Origin of the sequence: Enterobacter sp. BIDMC 27, assembly GCF_000534415.1 — a bacterium.
Classification (GTDB): domain Bacteria; phylum Pseudomonadota; class Gammaproteobacteria; order Enterobacterales; family Enterobacteriaceae; genus Enterobacter; species Enterobacter hormaechei_C.
The window spans coordinates 4,624,899-4,642,179 of sequence record NZ_KI973178.1 but is presented as its reverse complement, the minus strand read 5'-3'; the positions used below and the strand labels follow the sequence as shown (position 1 = coordinate 4,642,179).

Here is a 17,281-nt window from a genome sequence, read left to right as displayed (position 1 = left end):
GTTATTTTCCTTTTGCATCGGACAGGTTGCTCAGCACCGCTTCGCGGCTTAACAACGCAGGCAGCACGTGGCCCTGCGGTAATCCCGGTCCGTAGATCTGGTTAAACGGCACGGCGGCGCTGCCGCGCGTGGTTAAGAACTGGCTGATGGTATCTGAGGGGCGGCTCCAGTCGCCGCGCAGGGCGACAACGTCCGGGGCGGAGAGCGCATCCTGCACGTCGTCGCGCAGCAGCACGTTGTATTTATTGGCTTTACAGGTCACGCACCAGTCGGCGGTCACGTCGACGAACACCCGTTTGTTCTCCGCCAGCGCGCGGGCAATGGCCTGCTCGCTGAGCGGCTGCCAGTGAATACGATCGCGGCGGGAACCCTCGCCGCCGGAACCGGATACAAACGCGACCGCCCCGGCCACCACTACAGCTAATACCCCGGCGCGCAGTGCCGTTTGCCAGCGGTAGCGCCAGGCGGTGACCAGCAGCAGCGTAAGGATCAGGAGCACGCCCAGCGTGATGACGGGCAGGCTGCCAATGTGCACCGTCAGCAGGCTCAGCAGCCACAGCGATGAGCCGAGCATCATCATCCCCAGCGCTACGCGTACGACGTTCATCCAGCGTCCCGGACGCGGCAACCGCTGGGCCAGCCCCGGCCAGGCCGCCACCAGCAGCCACGGCAGGCTCATGCCGATACCCATCGCCAGGAAGATCCCCCACAGCAGGGGAAGCGGCGCCGCCAGCGCGACCGAGACCGCCGTACCCAGGAACGGCGCGGTGCAGGGTGTCGCCAGCAGCGTGGCAAACGCGCCTTGCCAGAAATGACCCGCAAGCCCGTTGCCGCCGCGCGTGGCGAGGAAGGTGCTGGCGCCGGAAGGGAGACGGATTTCAAACAACCCCAGCAGGCTGGCGCTGAAAAGCACCATCACCAGCGCCATCGCGCCAATAAACCACGGATTCTGGAACTGGATCCCCCAGCCAAGCGCCTGATTGCCTAAGCGTAAAACCGTCATCATCAGCGCCAGCGCGAGGAACGACATCACGATCCCGGCTACCGACGCAAGAAACTGCCTGCGCACCTGACCGCGCGCCTGCCGTTCGGTTTGCATCAGCGTGCCCAGCTTCATGGCCAGCACCGGCAGCACGCAGGGCATAACGTTGAGGATCAGGCCGCCAGCCAGCGCCATCAGCAGCACCCAGCCTAGCGAGAACGCGGGGGCGGCGCTGCCCGGCTGGATCTCCACGCGGGACTCCTGCGCCTGGCCGCTGTCGGCGAGCACCAGCGACAGCGTTTTCCCGCTGAGGCTGGGCGCGGCCTCGCCCCAGCTGTCCGTCACGGGCACGGTGGCGACCAGCGAGTCACCGCGCACGGTGAGGGCCGGTTTGCCGAAATCAACATCATCCATACCGTCGATAAACAGGGACGGCGCCTGCCAGCCTGCGTCACGCTGCGCCGTTACGGTCAGCTTGCCGGGGGCATAGGTGGCGTTAAGTGTTGAGGTCAACCCGCCGCTGAGCGGAAGGGTGCCCATGGCCCGACTGAAATCGTAATCAAAACCGGCACCTGCGGATGCGGTCATGTTCAGCGAAAACGGGTAGTCGGTAAGAATACAGACGTTGCTACAGGTGGAGAGCGTCAGTACGCCGCTCAGGATCTTCGGGACGTCGCCCCGCAGAGTGATGGGAAAGCTGACATCGCCGTGGTAGCCCTGCGTGGTGATGCCCGCGACGTCGAAACGCTGCGGCACAGGCCAGCGCCAGATCGCCTCGACGGGCTGATGCCATTTAATCGCGGGTGCGACGCCGCCTTCGCCCGGCGAGCGCCAGTAGGTTTTCCAGCCTTTTTGCAGGGCGACGTCCAGCAGCAGGCGGGTTTCGCCAGTGCTTTCGGGTTGCGCACGCAGCCTGACGCTGGCGTGCTGATTATCGGCGGCGCGCAGCCAGCCGCTGTCGGCAGCCTGGCTGAGGGGCAGCCATAGCCAAAGCAGGCAGACCAGCAGTCGCCTGAATACAGTAAACATAAATTTTCTCCGTAAATAATGAATTAACCTGAAGTAACAGGCGAAGGCTCATTCACGGAAGACGCATAATCGCAGATGCACCCTTAACCGGGGCGGGGAGATAACGCGGGGAGGCCACTGCCGTTCGCGGCGCGGTGGACTGGCTGCCAGCAACGCCAGCAGCAGGGTGACGGCAATCAGGGCGCCTTCAAACAAAACAGGCGGGACCGACATCAGCGACTTAGCGCTAAGCTCACACGGGGTTACCGGTGCGTCGGTACTCTCCTGCCCCTGCTGGACAGACTGGCTCGTGGCGGTGACGTTCATGACAAGCGCGTGCATCCCGGCCATCCGCTGGGCGGTGCATATCAGCACCACCAGGCAAGCCAGGGCTACAAGCAGGATAGCGTTGCGTTGTCGCTTGATCATGTTCGCCTCAAATATTCAGGACGCCTATATTATCGGGCGAACATATTTTGGCAACGCAAAAGCTGTAAAGAAGTGTCTGGAAGATAAGCGGTTTGCCCTCTCCGCTTGCAGAGAGGGCGAGCCATTACAGCGTTTCGCCGTTGCTGGCAATGACGGTTTTATACCACTCAAAGCTCTTCTTACGGGAGCGGGACATGTCACCGGTACCGTCGTCGTGCTTGTTGACGTAGATAAAGCCGTAGCGCTTACTGTACTGGCCGGTGGTGAAGGAGACGCAGTCGATGCAGCCCCACGGCGTGTAGCCCATCAGATCCACGCCATCCCAGGTCACCGCCTTCATCATCTCTTCCACGTGGGCGCGCAGGTAGTCGATGCGATAGTCATCGTTGATGCTGCCGTCCTCTTCCACGGTGTCGTAGGCGCCGAAACCATTTTCCACGATAAACAGCGGCTTCTGATAACGTTCGTACAGTTCACACAGCGAATAGCGCAGGCCTACCGGATCAATCTGCCAGCCCCAGTCGGACGCCTTGACGTGTGGGTTCGGCACGCTGCCCTCGAAGCCGGAAATGGCGTCACCGGTACCGCCTTCCGCTTTGACCGCGTTGGTCATGTAGTAGCTGAAACCTAAGTAATCGCAGGTGCCTTCACGCAGGATCTGCTCGTCGCCCGCTTCCATTTTGATGGAGAAGCCACGGCGCTCCCACTCGTTCAGCACGTAAGACGGGTAGTAGCCGCGCAGCTGTACGTCGGTAAAGACGTAGCGCTCGCGCATGGATTCCTGAGCGAACATGACATCTTCTGGCTTGCAGGAGTACGGATAGAGCGCCACCATCGCCAGCATGCAGCCGACTTTCATTTCCGGGTTAATGCGGCGTGCGGCTTTCACCGCCAGCGCGCTGGCCACGAACTGGTGGTGCAGCACCTGGTACATGGTCTCTTCCGGGTTGTCGTGCTCGGTATAGACCACGCCAGAGCAGCAGTAGCCGAACAGCGGCGCACGCCAGTTGCGCTGGTTGTTGATTTCGTTGAAGGTCATCCAGTATTTGACCTTATTTTTGTAGCGCTCAAATACCACTTCCGAGAAGCGCACAAAGAAATCGACCACTTTACGGTTGGTCCATCCGCCATATTCCTGAACGAGGTGCAGCGGCATTTCAAAGTGGGAGAGGGTGATCACCGGCTCGATGTTGTACTTCAGCAGTTCATCGAACATGTCGTCGTAAAACTTCAGCCCCTCTTCGTTTGGCTGAGTTTCGTCGCCTTTCGGGAAGATGCGCGTCCAGGCGATGGAGGTACGGAAACATTTGAAGCCCATCTCGGCAAACAGCCTGATGTCTTCTTTGTAATGGCCGTAGAAGTCGACGGCTTCGTGGTTCGGGTAATATTTGCCTTCAATCACTTCCTGCGTGATTTCTCGCGGAACGCCGTGTGCGCCGCCGGTGAGCACGTCGCAGATGCTTGGCCCTTTGCCGCCTTTGTTCCAGCCGCCTTCAACCTGGTGCGCCGCTACCGCGCCGCCCCATAAAAAATCTTTCGGTAAGGTGAGTTTTTTCATCTTTGCTATTCTCAATTCAGGACTTATTGATTTCGAGTCTAGCAAAGCGGAATTAAATGTCACGATATAACATTTTGCGGAAATTGTAATTTGTCACATCAAAAAAACAGGATGTTTTATTCTGTTAATTTCTTCGCCAGTTTCCGGCCTAATGATTCCAGAATATAGATGACGGGAATTTGCGTGGTGATATCGTAAACGCCGCCAATGCGCGTTTGCGGTACGTGCCAGGAGAGGTTAAAGTCCGCCAGCTTTGCGAGACGTGAATGTTCGTGGCTGGTGACTGAGAGCACCTTGCAGTGGTGCAGGCTGAACTGGCTGGCGAAGCGCAGGATCTCCTCGGTTTCGCCGGAGACGGAGAGTACAATAGCCAGCGCATTTTTAGCCATATCGTTAGTGACCGGGAAATAAGGATCGTCGATATGGTTGCTGAATTTCCCGATATTTGAAAAGAAACGTGCGCCATATTTTGCCAGCGATCCGGAGGTGCCCGCACCGACAAAAATAATTCGTTCAGATGATAAAATAATATCGACGGCGTTATCTAATAGCGCATCAAACTCTTCGTTATTTACGCTTTTAAAGAAGCTGATGATTTCACTGGCACCAAAATTCGCCTGCTGCGGCTCGTTCTGCTCCAGATAGAGTTTAAAGCGCACCCGAAATTCCGTGTAGCCATCGCAGTTAAGCTTGCGGCAGAAGCGCAGGATGGTAGTAGTGGAAACGCCCGCCGCATCCGCCAGCTCGCGGATGGTCATGTACATCACTTTATCGCGGTTCTTAATGACATAGTTGTAGACCATCATTTCCAGATTGTTGAGGCTGGCAATGGCGGAATGGCTGAACATACTCACAATGGCTAAACTCGCTGTCGGACACTATTCCTGAAGCATACCATGATGACGAAGGGCGGGAGACGGATTTATCTCCTTGATTACTCGGGTGTTAATGAAATCATTTACACCTGTGCGGTGGATTGTTTTTACATTATACTGATTTATAAGGATAAATCTTGAATGTGGATTTATTTTAGCTAACAGGTGTTCACTGGAATCATTCTCAGTTAGCATAGACTGGCGATGAATAATCATCTTTTGTTTTCCCGGAGTTAAGTATGGTGAGCAGACCATTAATCGCACAGGGATATTCGCTGGCTGAGGAAGTAGCCAACAGTATAAGCCACGGCATTGGCCTGGTTTTTGGGATTGTCGGCTTAGTGTTATTGCTGGTACAGGCAGTGGATACCAACGCCAGCGCGATGGCCATTACCAGCTACAGTCTGTATGGCGGGAGTATGATCCTGCTTTTCCTGGCCTCAACGCTGTATCACGCTATTCCGCATCAACGGGCGAAGATATGGCTCAAGAAATTTGACCACTGCGCTATCTATCTTCTTATTGCGGGTACCTATACGCCGTTTTTGCTGGTGGGGCTCAACTCACCGCTGTCGCGTGGCCTGATGATTGTGATCTGGAGCCTGGCGCTGCTGGGGATCCTGTTTAAGCTGACTATTGCGCACCGGTTTAAAGTGTTGTCGCTGGTTACCTATCTGACAATGGGCTGGCTGTCGCTGATTGTGGTGTATCAGTTAGCCATTAAGCTGGCGGTGGGGGGCGTGACGCTTCTGGCGGTGGGCGGGGTGGTCTACTCGCTGGGCGTGATTTTCTACGTCTGCAAGCGTATCCCGTATAACCATGCCATCTGGCACGGCTTTGTGCTGGGCGGCAGCGTGTGCCACTTCCTGGCAATTTATCTGTATGTTGGGCAGGTGTAGTTTTTTTGTAAGGTGCGGTCTGATGCCCTCACCCCGACCCTCTCCCACAGGGAGAGGGAGAATATCAACACCGTAGGCCCGGTAAGCGCAGCGCCACCGGGCGATACAGCATCAATCTTCCAGAGAATACGGTAGCGGCTCAATGCTGAGCGTGTTTGCATCATCCCGCACGCGGAACACGCTGTCGGGCTCCATATCATTATTCATGACAACCTGCACCAGCAGGCGGCCATCATCGAGCTGGACGGCGGCTAACACGGTGCCGGTACGGCGCCAGTTTTCGCCCATCTTCATCTCAAGATCTTCACCCGCTTCCGGCACACGGCTGGCGTGACCAGCCAGTGTCCACAGGGCGCGTTTGTTCGCGCCGCGGAATTTCGCACGCGCCACCATTTCCTGACCGGTGTAGCAGCCCTTCTTAAAGCTGATACCACCCAGCGCCTGGATGTTTGTCGCCTGCGGGATAAACTGCGCGCTGTTTGCCGCGTCAATCACCGGCAGGCCCGCTTCGATGTTCAGCGCCAGCCACTGCTGGCTGTTGTTGAGCTGTGCTTCACCGCGCAGGGCGTCAGTGACGCGTTCCGCCGTTGCTTCGTCGGTTACCAGCAGGAAGCGCTCCGCCGGGTGTTCGAACCACAGAATGGAGGTCGCTCCCTCGCTGACCAGCTGTTTTTCAGCATCCGGCAGCTCGGCAAACAGGTTTTTCAGCGCTGCACGCGCCTGGAAACCCGCGACCCCCAGCAGAACGTGTTCATCGTCCGGGGCGATGGTGACTTTAGAAAAGACCGCGTATTTTTTCAGCTCTTTAAGCTGGGCGTCACGCAGGCTGCGGCGCTCAATAAAGGCGAATCCGTCCTGACGGCGGAACAGACGCAGGTTGCTCCACATTTTGCCTTTTGGATCGCAATGCGCGGCCAGCAGATGCTGGTGCTCAGTCAACTGCGCCACGTCCGCCGTGACCTGGCCTTGCAGGTATTTTTCACTGTCCGCACCGGTCAGTGTCGCCAGTGCCCAGTCATCAAGAGTAATCAGCGTCAGCGGCAGACGCGCAGAGGCGGCGGGCTGGCGAGGAGAAAATGGTGTAAATGCCATAGTGATGTCCTGAATTGCTTAACGCTTTGATAATACCTAATGGTAAAAGAGACTGTATTCAATGCAAGCGCTTTCAGCAGGCCATTCGTGCCATTACGCGGTTATGCGTGGCGCTACGCAAAATAGAGTAATCCGCTGTCTTTATAAGGATTATTCAGGGAGCCTGCTCGAGGTTCGCAATATTCCAGTAAAGAAACGGTCAAAAACACGTTACACTAGCAGGTGTTCCCGGAGAGCAATAATGAATACCAAGCGGGATACCGACTGTGCCAAACGTAATGCAGGAAACAGAACATGGATATTAACAACAAGGCCCGTATTCACTGGGCGTGCCGTCGCGGCATGCGTGAACTTGATATCTCCATCATGCCTTTCTTCGAGTATGAGTACGACAGCTTAAGCGATGACGATAAGCGCCTGTTTGTCCGTCTGCTTGAGTCTGACGATCCGGATTTATTCAACTGGCTGATGAATCACGGCAAGCCCGCCGACACCGAGTTGCAACGGATGGTGCAATTAATTCAAACACGGAATCAGGAACGTGGTCCTGTGGCAATCTGATCTTCGCGTCTCGTGGCGCTCACAGTGGATGTCCTTACTGCTCCACGGGCTGGTGGCGGCACTGGTGTTATTGGTGCCGTGGCCGCTTAGCTATACCCCTCTGTGGTTGCTATTGCTGTCGTTTGTGGTGTTTGACAGCGTGCGCAGCCAGCGTCGAATCAACGCCCGTCAGGGTGAAATTAAGTTGCTGATGGATTCTCGCCTGCGCTGGCAGGGAAAAGAGTGGGAGATGATGGGGACGCCGTGGATGCTTAATACCGGGATGATGCTACGGCTGCGTCGGGTCGAGGATAACCGTCGCCAGCACCTGTGGCTGGCCGCAGACAGTATGGATCCCGCGGAGTGGCGAGATCTGCGCCGGTTGATCGTGCAACAGCCGACGCAGGAGTAAATCAGCTGAACTGCTCGGCCATCTCACCCAGAATCTGCTCGCACCAGCTCTGGAGGCGCTCGTCGCTAAGATCGTACTGGTTGGTTTCATCCAGCGCGAGCCCGACAAACAGCTGACCGTCGGCAATAATCGGTTTTTGACTGGTGAACTCATAGCCTTCCGTAGGCCAGTAGCCGATAAAGGTCGCGCCCTTTGGCGCCAGTTTGTCGTGCAGCATGCCGAGTGCGTCAAGGAACCACTCCCCGTAGCCCAACTGGTCGCCCATGCCGTACATCGCAATGATTTTGCCTTCAAAATTGACTGAATCGAGCTGATCCCAGATGGCTTCCCAGTCTTCCTGAATCTCACCAAAGTCCCAGGTAGGGATACCCAGAATGAGCACATCGTACTGCTCCATCAAGGCAACCGCGTCATCTTTCAGGTTATGCAGCGTCACCAGTTCCGGGCCAATGATGTCACGAATTTTCTCCGCCGCCATTTCGGTGTAGCAGGTGCTGGAACCATAGAACAGACCAATATTCATCGCGTAACTATCTCAATTCTTGCTATGACTTTGCGCGTAGTGTACCAGAAACCGATGGCAATCAGGCATAATGGCCAGATTGCAGAACCAAAGGGGCTGATGTGGAAAAGGATCTCGCACTCATCGAACAGTTTCTCGACGCGCTGTGGCTGGAGAAAAACCTCGCTGAAAATACGCTCAGCGCCTATCGTCGGGATCTCACGCTGCTGGTCGAGTGGCTGGCACATCGTGGGCTGACGCTTGAAAGCGCGCAAAGCGATGACCTGCAAGGGTTACTGGCTGAGCGGATGGAAGGGGGGTACAAAGCCACCAGCTCTGCACGTCTGCTGAGCGCCATGCGCCGCCTGTTCCAGCACCTGTACCGCGAGAAGATCCGCGCGGATGACCCCAGCGCACTGCTGGCATCGCCTAAACTGCCTCAGCGGCTGCCAAAAGATCTCAGCGAAGCACAAGTTGAGAGATTATTACAGTCGCCCGCAGTTGACCTTCCGCTGGAGTTACGCGATAAAGCCATGCTTGAACTATTGTATGCCACGGGCTTGCGCGTTTCCGAGCTGGTGGGCCTGACGATGAGCGATATCAGCCTGCGTCAGGGCGTGGTGCGCGTTATCGGTAAAGGGAACAAAGAACGGCTGGTGCCGCTGGGTGAAGAGGCGGTCTACTGGCTGGAGACGTATCTGGAACACGGGCGTCCGTGGCTGCTGAACGGCGTCTCCATAGATGTATTGTTCCCGAGCCAGCGCGCGCAGCAGATGACGCGACAAACGTTCTGGCATCGCATTAAACATTACGCCACACTGGCGGGTATTGACAGTGAGAAGCTGTCGCCGCACGTTTTGCGTCACGCCTTCGCGACGCATCTGTTAAACCACGGCGCTGATTTACGCGTGGTGCAGATGTTGCTTGGACACAGCGATCTTTCAACGACGCAAATATACACCCATGTCGCGACGGAACGCCTGCGGCAGCTACACCAACAGCACCACCCTCGCGCGTGAGTGCCGACGAATTGTTACAGGAACAAATATGAAAAAGTCTTTAGCGCTGTTCACCCTGCTGGCAGCTTCGGTTTCCGGTTTTGCCCATGCGGACGATGCCGCCATTAAACAGTCTCTGACGAAACTCGGCGTCGCCAGCAGCGAGATCCAGCCAGCGCCGGTGGCTGGCATGAAAACGGTGCTGACCAACAGCGGCGTGCTGTACGTGACCGAAGACGGCAAGCACATCATTCAGGGGCCTATGTACGACGTGAGCGGCGCGCAGCCGGTGAACGTCACCAACCAGCTGCTGATGAAAAACCTGAACGCGCTCGAAAAAGAGATGATTGTCTACAAGGCGGCGCAGGAAAAGCACGTTATTACCGTCTTCACCGACATCACCTGCGGCTACTGCCACAAGCTGCATGAAGAGATGAAAGACTACAACGCGCTGGGCATTACCGTGCGTTACCTGGCTTTCCCACGCGCCGGCGTGCAGAGCCAGCCTGAGCAGGATATGAAAGCGATCTGGTGTGCGAAAGACCGCAACAAGGCCTTTGATGACGCGATGAACGGCAAAGGCGTGAAGCCCGCGTCCTGCGATATCGACATCGCTAACCACTACGCGCTGGGCGTGCAGTTTGGCGTGAGCGGTACGCCAGCCATTGTGCTGAGTAACGGCTACGTGGTGCCGGGCTACCAGGGTCCAAAAGAGATGAAAGCGTTCCTCGACGAGCACCAGAAACAGATGGGTGGTAAATAATTCGCGTGAAAGCCCCGATAAAACTGCGCCGCCGCGATGCGGGTGAAACCGCGGATTTACCAGACACGCTTCCGCTGCTGCTAAAGCGGCTGTATGCCAGCCGTGGCGTGCGTACGGCAAGCGATCTTGAGCGCAGCGTCAAAGGCATGCTGCCCTGGCAAGCGCTGAGTGGCATCGAAAAAGCGACTGAAATGCTCTACGACGCGTTCCGTGAAGGCACGCGGATTGTCGTGGTGGGCGATTTCGATGCCGACGGCGCAACCAGTACCGCGCTGAGCGTGCTCAGCCTGCGTGCGCTGGGCTGCGATAACGTGACTTACCTGGTGCCGAACCGGTTTGAAGACGGCTACGGCCTCAGCCCGGAAGTGGTCGATCAGGCCCATGCCCGTGGCGCACAGATGATCATGACCGTGGATAACGGGATCTCCTCTCATGCGGGGGTCGATCATGCCCATGCGCTGGGGATCCCCGTACTGGTCACCGATCACCACCTGCCAGGCGAAACTCTGCCTGCCGCCGAAGCCATCATTAACCCGAACCTGCGCGACTGCGATTTCCCGTCGAAATCGCTGGCCGGGGTAGGGGTGGCGTTTTATCTGATGCTGGCGTTACGCACGTTGCTGCGAGATAAGGGCTGGTTCGAATCGCGCGGGATTGCCGTGCCGAACCTCGCGGAGTATCTCGATCTGGTGGCGCTGGGAACCGTGGCGGACGTGGTGCCGCTCGATACCAATAACCGTATTCTCACCTGGCAGGGCTTAAGCCGCATTCGGGCAGGTAAATGCCGTCCGGGGATTAAGGCGCTGCTGGAAATTGCCAACCGCGATCCGCTGAAGCTTGCGGCAAGCGATTTAGGCTTTGCCCTCGGCCCGCGCCTGAACGCGGCGGGGCGGCTGGATGATATGTCGGTTGGCGTTGCGCTGCTGCTGTGCGACAACATCGGCGAAGCGCGCGTGCTGGCCAGTGAGCTGGACGCACTCAACCAGACCCGTAAAGAGATTGAGCAGGGCATGCAGGCCGAAGCGCTGACCCTGTGCGAAAAGCTGGAGCGCAGCGGCGATACCCTGCCGGGCGGGCTGGCGATGTATCACCCCGAATGGCACCAGGGCGTGGTGGGCATTCTGGCGTCGCGCATTAAAGAGCGTTTCCACCGCCCGGTGATCGCGTTCGCCCCCGCCGGGGACGGCACGCTGAAAGGCTCCGGTCGTTCCATTCAGGGTCTGCATATGCGCGATGCGCTGGAGCGTCTGGATACGCTGCATCCGAACCTGATGATTAAGTTCGGCGGTCACGCGATGGCGGCAGGCCTGTCGCTGGAAGAGGCGAAGTTCGACGAATTCCAGCGTCTGTTTGGCGAACTGGTCACCGAGTGGATCGATCCGGCTCTGTTGCAGGGTGAAGTGGTTTCTGACGGTGAGCTTTCACCGGCTGAAATGACCATGGAGGTGGCGCAGATGCTGCGCGATGCCGGCCCGTGGGGGCAGATGTTCCCGGAACCGCTTTTCGACGGACGTTTTCGTTTGCTGCAACAGCGCATCGTGGGCGAACGCCATCTCAAAGTGATGGTGGAACCGGTCGGCGGCGGACCGCTGCTCGACGGCATCGCCTTTAACGTTGATACCTCCATCTGGCCGGACAACGGCGTGCGCGAGGTTGAGCTGGCCTATAAGCTGGATATTAACGAGTTCCGCGGTAACCGCTCCCTTCAGATCATCATCGACAATATCTGGCCAATTTAGCGTCAGTAATCTCTATAAAAAAGGGCGTGGATTCGGTACAATCCCGCTCTTATCACCGCATTTTGACAAGCTCATAAAAGAAAACAGACCATGTTTGAAATTAATCCGGTAAAAAACCGCATTCAGGACCTCACGGAGCGCTCTGACGTTCTTAGGGGGTATCTTTGACTACGATGCCAAGAAAGAGCGTCTCGAAGAAGTAAACGCCGAGCTGGAACAGCCGGACGTCTGGAACGAACCTGAGCGCGCTCAGGCGCTGGGTAAAGAGCGTTCCTCCCTCGAAGCCATCGTAGATACGCTGGATCAAATGGCGCAGGGTCTGGAAGATGTTTCTGGGCTGCTGGAGCTGGCTGTCGAAGCCGACGACGAAGAAACCTTTAACGAAGCCGTGGCAGAGCTCGACGTGCTGGAAGAGAAGCTGGCGCAGCTGGAATTCCGTCGCATGTTCTCCGGCGAATACGATAGCGCTGACTGCTATCTCGATATTCAGGCAGGTTCTGGCGGTACTGAAGCGCAGGACTGGGCGAGCATGCTGATGCGCATGTACCTGCGCTGGGCGGAAGCGCGCGGTTTCAAAACCGAGATTATCGAAGAGTCCGAAGGTGAAGTGGCGGGTATCAAATCCGTCACCATCAAGATTATTGGCGATTACGCCTACGGCTGGCTGCGTACCGAGACCGGGGTTCACCGCCTGGTGCGTAAGAGCCCGTTCGATTCCGGCGGCCGCCGTCACACCTCCTTCAGCTCCGCGTTTGTCTACCCGGAAGTGGATGAAGATATTGATATCGACATCAACCCGGCGGACCTGCGTATCGACGTTTACCGCGCATCCGGCGCGGGTGGTCAGCACGTTAACCGTACGGAATCTGCGGTGCGTATTACCCACATTCCAACCGGGCTGGTAACACAGTGCCAGAACGACCGTTCCCAGCATAAGAACAAAGACCAGGCCATGAAGCAGATGAAAGCGAAGCTTTATGAGCTGGAGATGCAGAAGAAAAATGCTGAGAAGCAGGCGATGGAAGACAACAAGTCCGATATCGGCTGGGGCAGCCAGATCCGTTCTTACGTCCTTGATGACTCCCGCATCAAAGACCTGCGTACCGGGGTTGAAACCCGCAACACGCAGGCGGTGCTGGACGGCAGCCTGGACCAATTTATCGAAGCAAGTTTGAAAGCAGGGTTATGAGGAACCAACATGTCTGAACAACAAGCACAGGGCGCTGACGCGGTAGTCGATCTTAACAACGAACTGAAAACCCGCCGCGAGAAGCTGGCAGCGCTGCGCGAGCAGGGCGTGCCGTTCCCGAACGATTTTCGTCGTGACCACACCTCAGACCAACTGCACGCAGACTTCGACGGTAAAGAGAACGAAGAGCTGGAAGCGCTGAACGTTGAAGTGTCCGTGGCGGGCCGCATGATGACCCGTCGTATCATGGGTAAAGCGTCCTTCGTGACCTTACAGGACGTTGGCGGCCGCATTCAGCTGTACGTCTCTCGTGACGACCTGCCGGAAGGCATCTACAACGAGCAGTTCAAAAAGTGGGACCTCGGCGATATCCTGGGCGCTAAAGGTAAACTGTTCAAAACCAAGACCGGTGAACTGTCTATCCACTGCACCGAACTGCGTCTGCTGACCAAAGCCCTGCGCCCGCTGCCGGACAAGTTCCACGGTTTGCAGGATCAGGAAGCGCGCTATCGTCAGCGTTACCTGGATCTCATCTCTAACGATGAATCCCGTAAGACCTTCAAAATTCGCTCCCAGATCATGGCCGGTATTCGCCAGTTCATGGTTAACCGCGACTTTATGGAAGTAGAAACCCCGATGATGCAGGTGATCCCAGGCGGTGCCTCAGCCCGTCCGTTCATCACCCATCACAACGCCCTGGACCTGGACATGTACCTGCGTATCGCGCCGGAACTGTATCTGAAGCGTCTGGTGGTCGGCGGTTTCGACCGTGTGTTTGAGATCAACCGTAACTTCCGTAACGAAGGTATCTCCGTACGTCATAACCCAGAGTTCACCATGATGGAACTCTATATGGCGTATGCGGATTACAAAGATCTGATCGAGCTGACTGAATCCCTGTTCCGCACCCTGGCGCAGGACATTCTGGGCACCACCCAGGTGCCTTACGGTGAAGAGGTGTTCGACTTCGGCAAGCCGTTCGAAAAACTGACCATGCGCGAAGCGATCAAGAAATACCGTCCGGAAACCAACATGGCGGATCTGGATAACTTCGACTCTGCGAAAGCGATCGCTGAAAGCATCGGTATCAAGGTTGAGAAGAGCTGGGGCCTGGGTCGTATCGTGACCGAGATCTTCGAAGAAGTGGCCGAAGCGCACCTGATTCAGCCGACCTTCATCACCGAATACCCGGCGGAGGTGTCTCCTCTGGCGCGTCGTAATGACGAGAACCCGGAAATCACTGACCGCTTCGAATTCTTCATCGGTGGCCGCGAAATCGGTAACGGCTTTAGCGAGCTGAACGATGCAGAAGATCAGGCGCAGCGCTTCCAGGATCAGGTTAACGCGAAAGCGGCAGGCGACGACGAAGCGATGTTCTTCGACGAAGACTACGTGACCGCGCTGGAGCACGGCCTGCCGCCGACGGCTGGCCTGGGTATTGGTATCGACCGTATGGTGATGCTGTTCACTAACAGCCACACCATCCGCGACGTGATCCTGTTCCCGGCGATGCGTCCGGTGAAATAAGCCGTTAAGACGTAAAAAAAGCCCCGTGCGTTTATCGCCGGGGCTTTTTTATTGCGCCGCGAAGGCGCTGAGTTTTTCACGCGCGGTGTTCGCTTCCTGCACCATCCACGGGCTAAATGCCCACGGTGTGGCGTCCAGCGCGCGGAATAGCGCGTCCAGCTCCACCCACTGATACTCCATCACTTCATCGTCATTGATTGCGAGGGTATTCGTTACGCGGGCGGCATAGACCGGGCAGATTTCGTTTTCAACGATCCCTGACGGGTCGGCTTCACGGTAGCGGAACTCCGGGGCAATGGGGGTGATGTCTGTGATTTCGGCGCCGACTTCAAAGCGACAGCGGCGGATAATCGCCTGCTCTGTCGCTTCGTCGGCCTGTGGATGACCGCAAACGGAGTTGGTCCATACGCCGGGCCAGGCTTTTTTACTTAATGCGCGCCGGGTGATCAGACATTCTCCATTAGCGTTAAACAGCCATGAAGAGAAGGCCAGGTGTAGCGGGGTGTGTGACGTGTGCGCGGCGTACTTCTCCTGAGTGCCAATCACCTTTCCCTGGTCATTTACCAAAATAACGTGTTCTTGAATACTCATTGATGCTCCAGTGCCAAAATGCTTAATGGTTCAGCACCATCAGCGGAATTATTATACTGCATTCTTATGCGAACGGTTTGGCCCACAGAGCGGAAAAGGGCATGACCCGCATCAGTTTGGGCTGCTATCATAGTGCGCCATTCACGCTGACCGAGGAGCTGTTTTGTTTGCAGGAAGCCTGACGAGAAACCCGATCATTGCCGTTTTCTGCCTGACGCTGACGCTACTTGTAGCAGGATGCTCGGGGAGTAAATCTTCGGATATGGGCAGTTATTCCGGTGCAGTCTATACCGTTAAGCGCGGGGACACGCTCTACCGCATCTCACGCGCCACGGGAACCAGCGTGAAGGAGCTGGCGCGCCTGAATAATATCTCTCCACCGTATACTATTGAGGTAGGGCAGAAGCTCAAGGTTAACGGCGGTTCCTCCTCAGGGAAAAAGTCCTCAACGCGTAAAACAGCCAAAGTCACGCCATCCTATCAGGTGCCTAAATCATCCTGGCCGCCGGTCGGTCAGCGCTGCTGGATCTGGCCTGCAAGCGGAAAAGTGGTTGCGCCGTACTCGCTCTCGGAAGGTGGCAATAAAGGTATTGATATCGCTGCCGCACGCGGCACACCGGTTTACGCTTCAGGGGCCGGGAAGGTGGTCTATGTCGGTAACCAGCTTCGTGGATACGGTAACCTGATCATGATTAAGCATGGTGAGGACTACATTACGGCGTATGCGCATAACGACACGATGCTGGTCAATAACGGCCAGAACGTGAAGGCGGGGCAGAAGATTGCGACCATGGGCAGTACCGGGACGGATACGGTTAAGCTGCACTTCCAGATCCGCTATAAGGCCACGGCCATCGATCCGCAGCGTTATCTTCCGGCGCAGGGCAGTAAGCCGAAGTGCTAAGTGATTATTTAATCGCCACTTAGTGGAGTAAAGGCTTGTATGAAGAGGCGTAAGGTCTATAATGCCTTACGCACCTCAAAGCGGGCGTAGTTCAATGGTAGAACGAGAGCTTCCCAAGCTCTATACGAGGGTTCGATTCCCTTCGCCCGCTCCAGAATTTCTCCAAGTAGAACCGTTCAAAAACTTTCTTTATTTCAGTAGGTTGCTCAGTAGCGCTGACTAACTTGTTTAGGCGTTATGTCCTGTAGAGCATTGACGTCCTCCCTGCACACGAAATGCAGGTAACCCTCTGACAGTCTTATGAAATCGCTGTGCTTCGCTTGTCTTCTAACCTCTAAGGGGCTTAATGGTTTCTGTTGTCTAAAACCAGAAGAGAAAGAGCCAGCGTGGCAGCTGGCTATGTTTTTAGTATGGTGATGCGGTTAAATAGACAGGGACGGAGTAGATCGAGCCACCTGCCAGATAATCCGCAGGGCTGTGAAAGGTGTAAATGGTTCCCTTCACGGAAAGGTAGATCGCATTATTCTCGACCTTCTTCAATGCATCTTTGTCCGTGGTGATCATGAAAGGCTGGTGATCGTTCTCCAGACTCGCCATAAACGCTTTATCATCTTTGGTTACATCATAGAGATAGAAACGGTAGGAAAAGCCTGTGGTGGCTCCTGCACTCGCTTCTGTGATGTAAAGATTAGCCAGATTGTTAACTTTCACCTTCTTAATAATCACTTGCTCAAGTGGTGAGAAGTGCAGCAAGTTGTATATCCTATAGGCGACAACAGCCAACAGGATCAGAAGTAGATACCGCTTCTTAAAAACCTGTGCGTTTTGCATAGTCGATACCCGCTCTTATCCAGTACTGGTCGTTAGGATCATCACCGTAAGGCGTTGAGCCAAACCAATCACCAAAAGCCGGATCCGTTGTTCCTGCGCGGCTTTGCGCCCATCCTGCGCCACCGTCATCTTTAAGCCATAGGTAAGCTGGAATAGCCATTTTCACTTTTTCCTCATGCTGTTATAAAAAAAACCATAGAGAAAGTGTACCTATATGTGAGAGAGCAATAAACGATTAAATCTAACAAAATCATTAATTTAAATGTGATTAAATTTGAGTTAAGTTAAATTAAAGGGAAGGTAGGCATTGCACCCTCTCGATTATTGCAAAGCCCGTATGTAATCTGGCAAGGCTTTCAATTGGCTATCTTTCATCGCCGGAACAGGAATACCCCTATCAGTCTTTCCTGTACTGGCGTACCTGCTTCCCCCTTTCGTTCAT

At 55.8% G+C, this 17,281-nt stretch carries 18 protein-coding genes and 1 tRNA gene; 10 read left to right on the top strand and 9 right to left on the bottom strand.

What is annotated here, in order from left to right:
* Position 1: 1 nt before the first annotated feature.
* The 4 genes from L463_RS00995 to L463_RS01010 form a co-directional block, all read right to left on the bottom strand.
* Positions 2 to 2,011, bottom strand: a complete 2,010-nt coding sequence (locus L463_RS00995; protein ID WP_032102938.1) for a protein-disulfide reductase DsbD family protein — start codon at positions 2,009 to 2,011, stop codon at positions 2 to 4.
* Between the two features lie 48 nt (positions 2,012 to 2,059).
* A complete protein-coding gene (locus L463_RS01000) occupies positions 2,060 to 2,419 on the bottom strand; it encodes a hypothetical protein (protein WP_003863427.1) in 360 nt (119 codons plus the stop codon).
* A 124-nt stretch (positions 2,420 to 2,543) separates the two neighbouring features.
* On the bottom strand, positions 2,544 to 3,977 hold the full coding sequence (gene bglA, locus L463_RS01005; protein WP_017382891.1) for a 6-phospho-beta-glucosidase BglA: 1,434 nt from the start codon (positions 3,975 to 3,977) through the stop codon (positions 2,544 to 2,546).
* Positions 3,978 to 4,093: 116 nt separating this feature from the next.
* Positions 4,094 to 4,825: a MurR/RpiR family transcriptional regulator gene (locus L463_RS01010; protein WP_032673317.1), complete on the bottom strand. Its 732-nt coding sequence runs from the start codon at positions 4,823 to 4,825 to the stop codon at positions 4,094 to 4,096.
* Positions 4,826 to 5,091: 266 nt separating this feature from the next.
* Here L463_RS01010 and L463_RS01015 point away from each other — a divergent pair, with 266 nt between their 5' ends.
* On the top strand, positions 5,092 to 5,751 hold the full coding sequence (locus tag L463_RS01015; protein ID WP_003863433.1) for a PAQR family membrane homeostasis protein TrhA: 660 nt from the start codon (positions 5,092 to 5,094) through the stop codon (positions 5,749 to 5,751).
* 111 nt (positions 5,752 to 5,862) lie between these two features.
* Here L463_RS01015 and ygfZ read toward each other — a convergent pair whose 3' ends face one another.
* On the bottom strand, positions 5,863 to 6,843 hold the full coding sequence (ygfZ, locus tag L463_RS01020) for a tRNA-modifying protein YgfZ (RefSeq protein WP_022649306.1): 981 nt from the start codon (positions 6,841 to 6,843) through the stop codon (positions 5,863 to 5,865).
* 294 nt (positions 6,844 to 7,137) lie between these two features.
* Between ygfZ and sdhE the strand changes: the two genes are divergently transcribed.
* Together sdhE and L463_RS01030 are read left to right on the top strand one after the other, a co-directional pair.
* Positions 7,138 to 7,404: an FAD assembly factor SdhE gene (gene sdhE / locus L463_RS01025; RefSeq protein ID WP_003863437.1), complete on the top strand. Its 267-nt coding sequence runs from the start codon at positions 7,138 to 7,140 to the stop codon at positions 7,402 to 7,404.
* Positions 7,385 to 7,795 carry a protein YgfX gene (locus L463_RS01030; protein ID WP_017382887.1) on the top strand — a complete coding sequence of 137 codons (411 nt, stop codon included), beginning with the start codon at positions 7,385 to 7,387 and terminating at the stop codon, positions 7,793 to 7,795. The genes sdhE and L463_RS01030 overlap by 20 nt, the downstream gene beginning before the upstream one ends.
* 1 nt (position 7,796) lies before the next feature.
* On the opposite strand, the gene fldB is transcribed toward L463_RS01030, so the two are convergent.
* Entirely contained in the window at positions 7,797 to 8,318 is a 522-nt protein-coding gene (fldB, locus tag L463_RS01035; RefSeq protein WP_015571793.1) for a flavodoxin FldB, read from the bottom strand.
* Between the two features lie 101 nt (positions 8,319 to 8,419).
* Between fldB and xerD the strand changes: the two genes are divergently transcribed.
* From xerD to lysS, 5 genes are all read left to right on the top strand, one after another.
* Positions 8,420 to 9,316: a site-specific tyrosine recombinase XerD gene (gene xerD / locus L463_RS01040; RefSeq protein ID WP_003863442.1), complete on the top strand. Its 897-nt coding sequence runs from the start codon at positions 8,420 to 8,422 to the stop codon at positions 9,314 to 9,316.
* A gap of 28 nt (positions 9,317 to 9,344) precedes the next feature.
* Positions 9,345 to 10,058: a bifunctional protein-disulfide isomerase/oxidoreductase DsbC gene (gene dsbC / locus L463_RS01045; RefSeq protein ID WP_003863443.1), complete on the top strand. Its 714-nt coding sequence runs from the start codon at positions 9,345 to 9,347 to the stop codon at positions 10,056 to 10,058.
* Positions 10,059 to 10,063: 5 nt separating this feature from the next.
* On the top strand, positions 10,064 to 11,797 hold the full coding sequence (gene recJ, locus L463_RS01050) for a single-stranded-DNA-specific exonuclease RecJ (RefSeq protein ID WP_017382886.1): 1,734 nt from the start codon (positions 10,064 to 10,066) through the stop codon (positions 11,795 to 11,797).
* A 90-nt stretch (positions 11,798 to 11,887) separates the two neighbouring features.
* Positions 11,888 to 12,986 (top strand): peptide chain release factor 2 gene (prfB, locus tag L463_RS01055; protein WP_096147815.1). Its coding sequence is split into 2 segments (ribosomal slippage): positions 11,888 to 11,962 and positions 11,964 to 12,986, totalling 1,098 coding nucleotides; the frame shifts between segments, so codons are not numbered across the junction.
* A gap of 9 nt (positions 12,987 to 12,995) precedes the next feature.
* Entirely contained in the window at positions 12,996 to 14,513 is a 1,518-nt protein-coding gene (gene lysS, locus L463_RS01060) for a lysine--tRNA ligase (RefSeq protein WP_003863452.1), read from the top strand.
* Between the two features lie 48 nt (positions 14,514 to 14,561).
* Here lysS and idi read toward each other — a convergent pair whose 3' ends face one another.
* Positions 14,562 to 15,104, bottom strand: coding sequence for an isopentenyl-diphosphate Delta-isomerase (idi, locus tag L463_RS01065; RefSeq protein ID WP_003863454.1), 543 nt, complete (start codon positions 15,102 to 15,104; stop codon positions 14,562 to 14,564).
* Positions 15,105 to 15,267: 163 nt separating this feature from the next.
* On the opposite strand from idi, the gene actS reads away from it, so the two are divergent.
* Together actS and L463_RS01075 are read left to right on the top strand one after the other, a co-directional pair.
* Entirely contained in the window at positions 15,268 to 16,008 is a 741-nt protein-coding gene (gene actS, locus L463_RS01070) for an amidase activator ActS (RefSeq protein ID WP_022651807.1), read from the top strand.
* An 80-nt stretch (positions 16,009 to 16,088) separates the two neighbouring features.
* Positions 16,089 to 16,162, top strand: a tRNA-Gly gene (locus L463_RS01075).
* A gap of 251 nt (positions 16,163 to 16,413) precedes the next feature.
* On the opposite strand, the gene L463_RS01080 is transcribed toward L463_RS01075, so the two are convergent.
* Together L463_RS01080 and L463_RS24390 are read right to left on the bottom strand one after the other, a co-directional pair.
* Complete coding sequence (locus L463_RS01080) at positions 16,414 to 16,839, bottom strand: hypothetical protein (protein ID WP_032102932.1); 426 nt, start codon at positions 16,837 to 16,839, stop codon at positions 16,414 to 16,416.
* Positions 16,817 to 16,999, bottom strand: a complete 183-nt coding sequence (locus tag L463_RS24390) for a hypothetical protein (protein ID WP_072134569.1) — start codon at positions 16,997 to 16,999, stop codon at positions 16,817 to 16,819. The genes L463_RS01080 and L463_RS24390 overlap by 23 nt, the downstream gene beginning before the upstream one ends.
* Between the last annotated feature and the right edge of the window lie 282 nt (positions 17,000 to 17,281).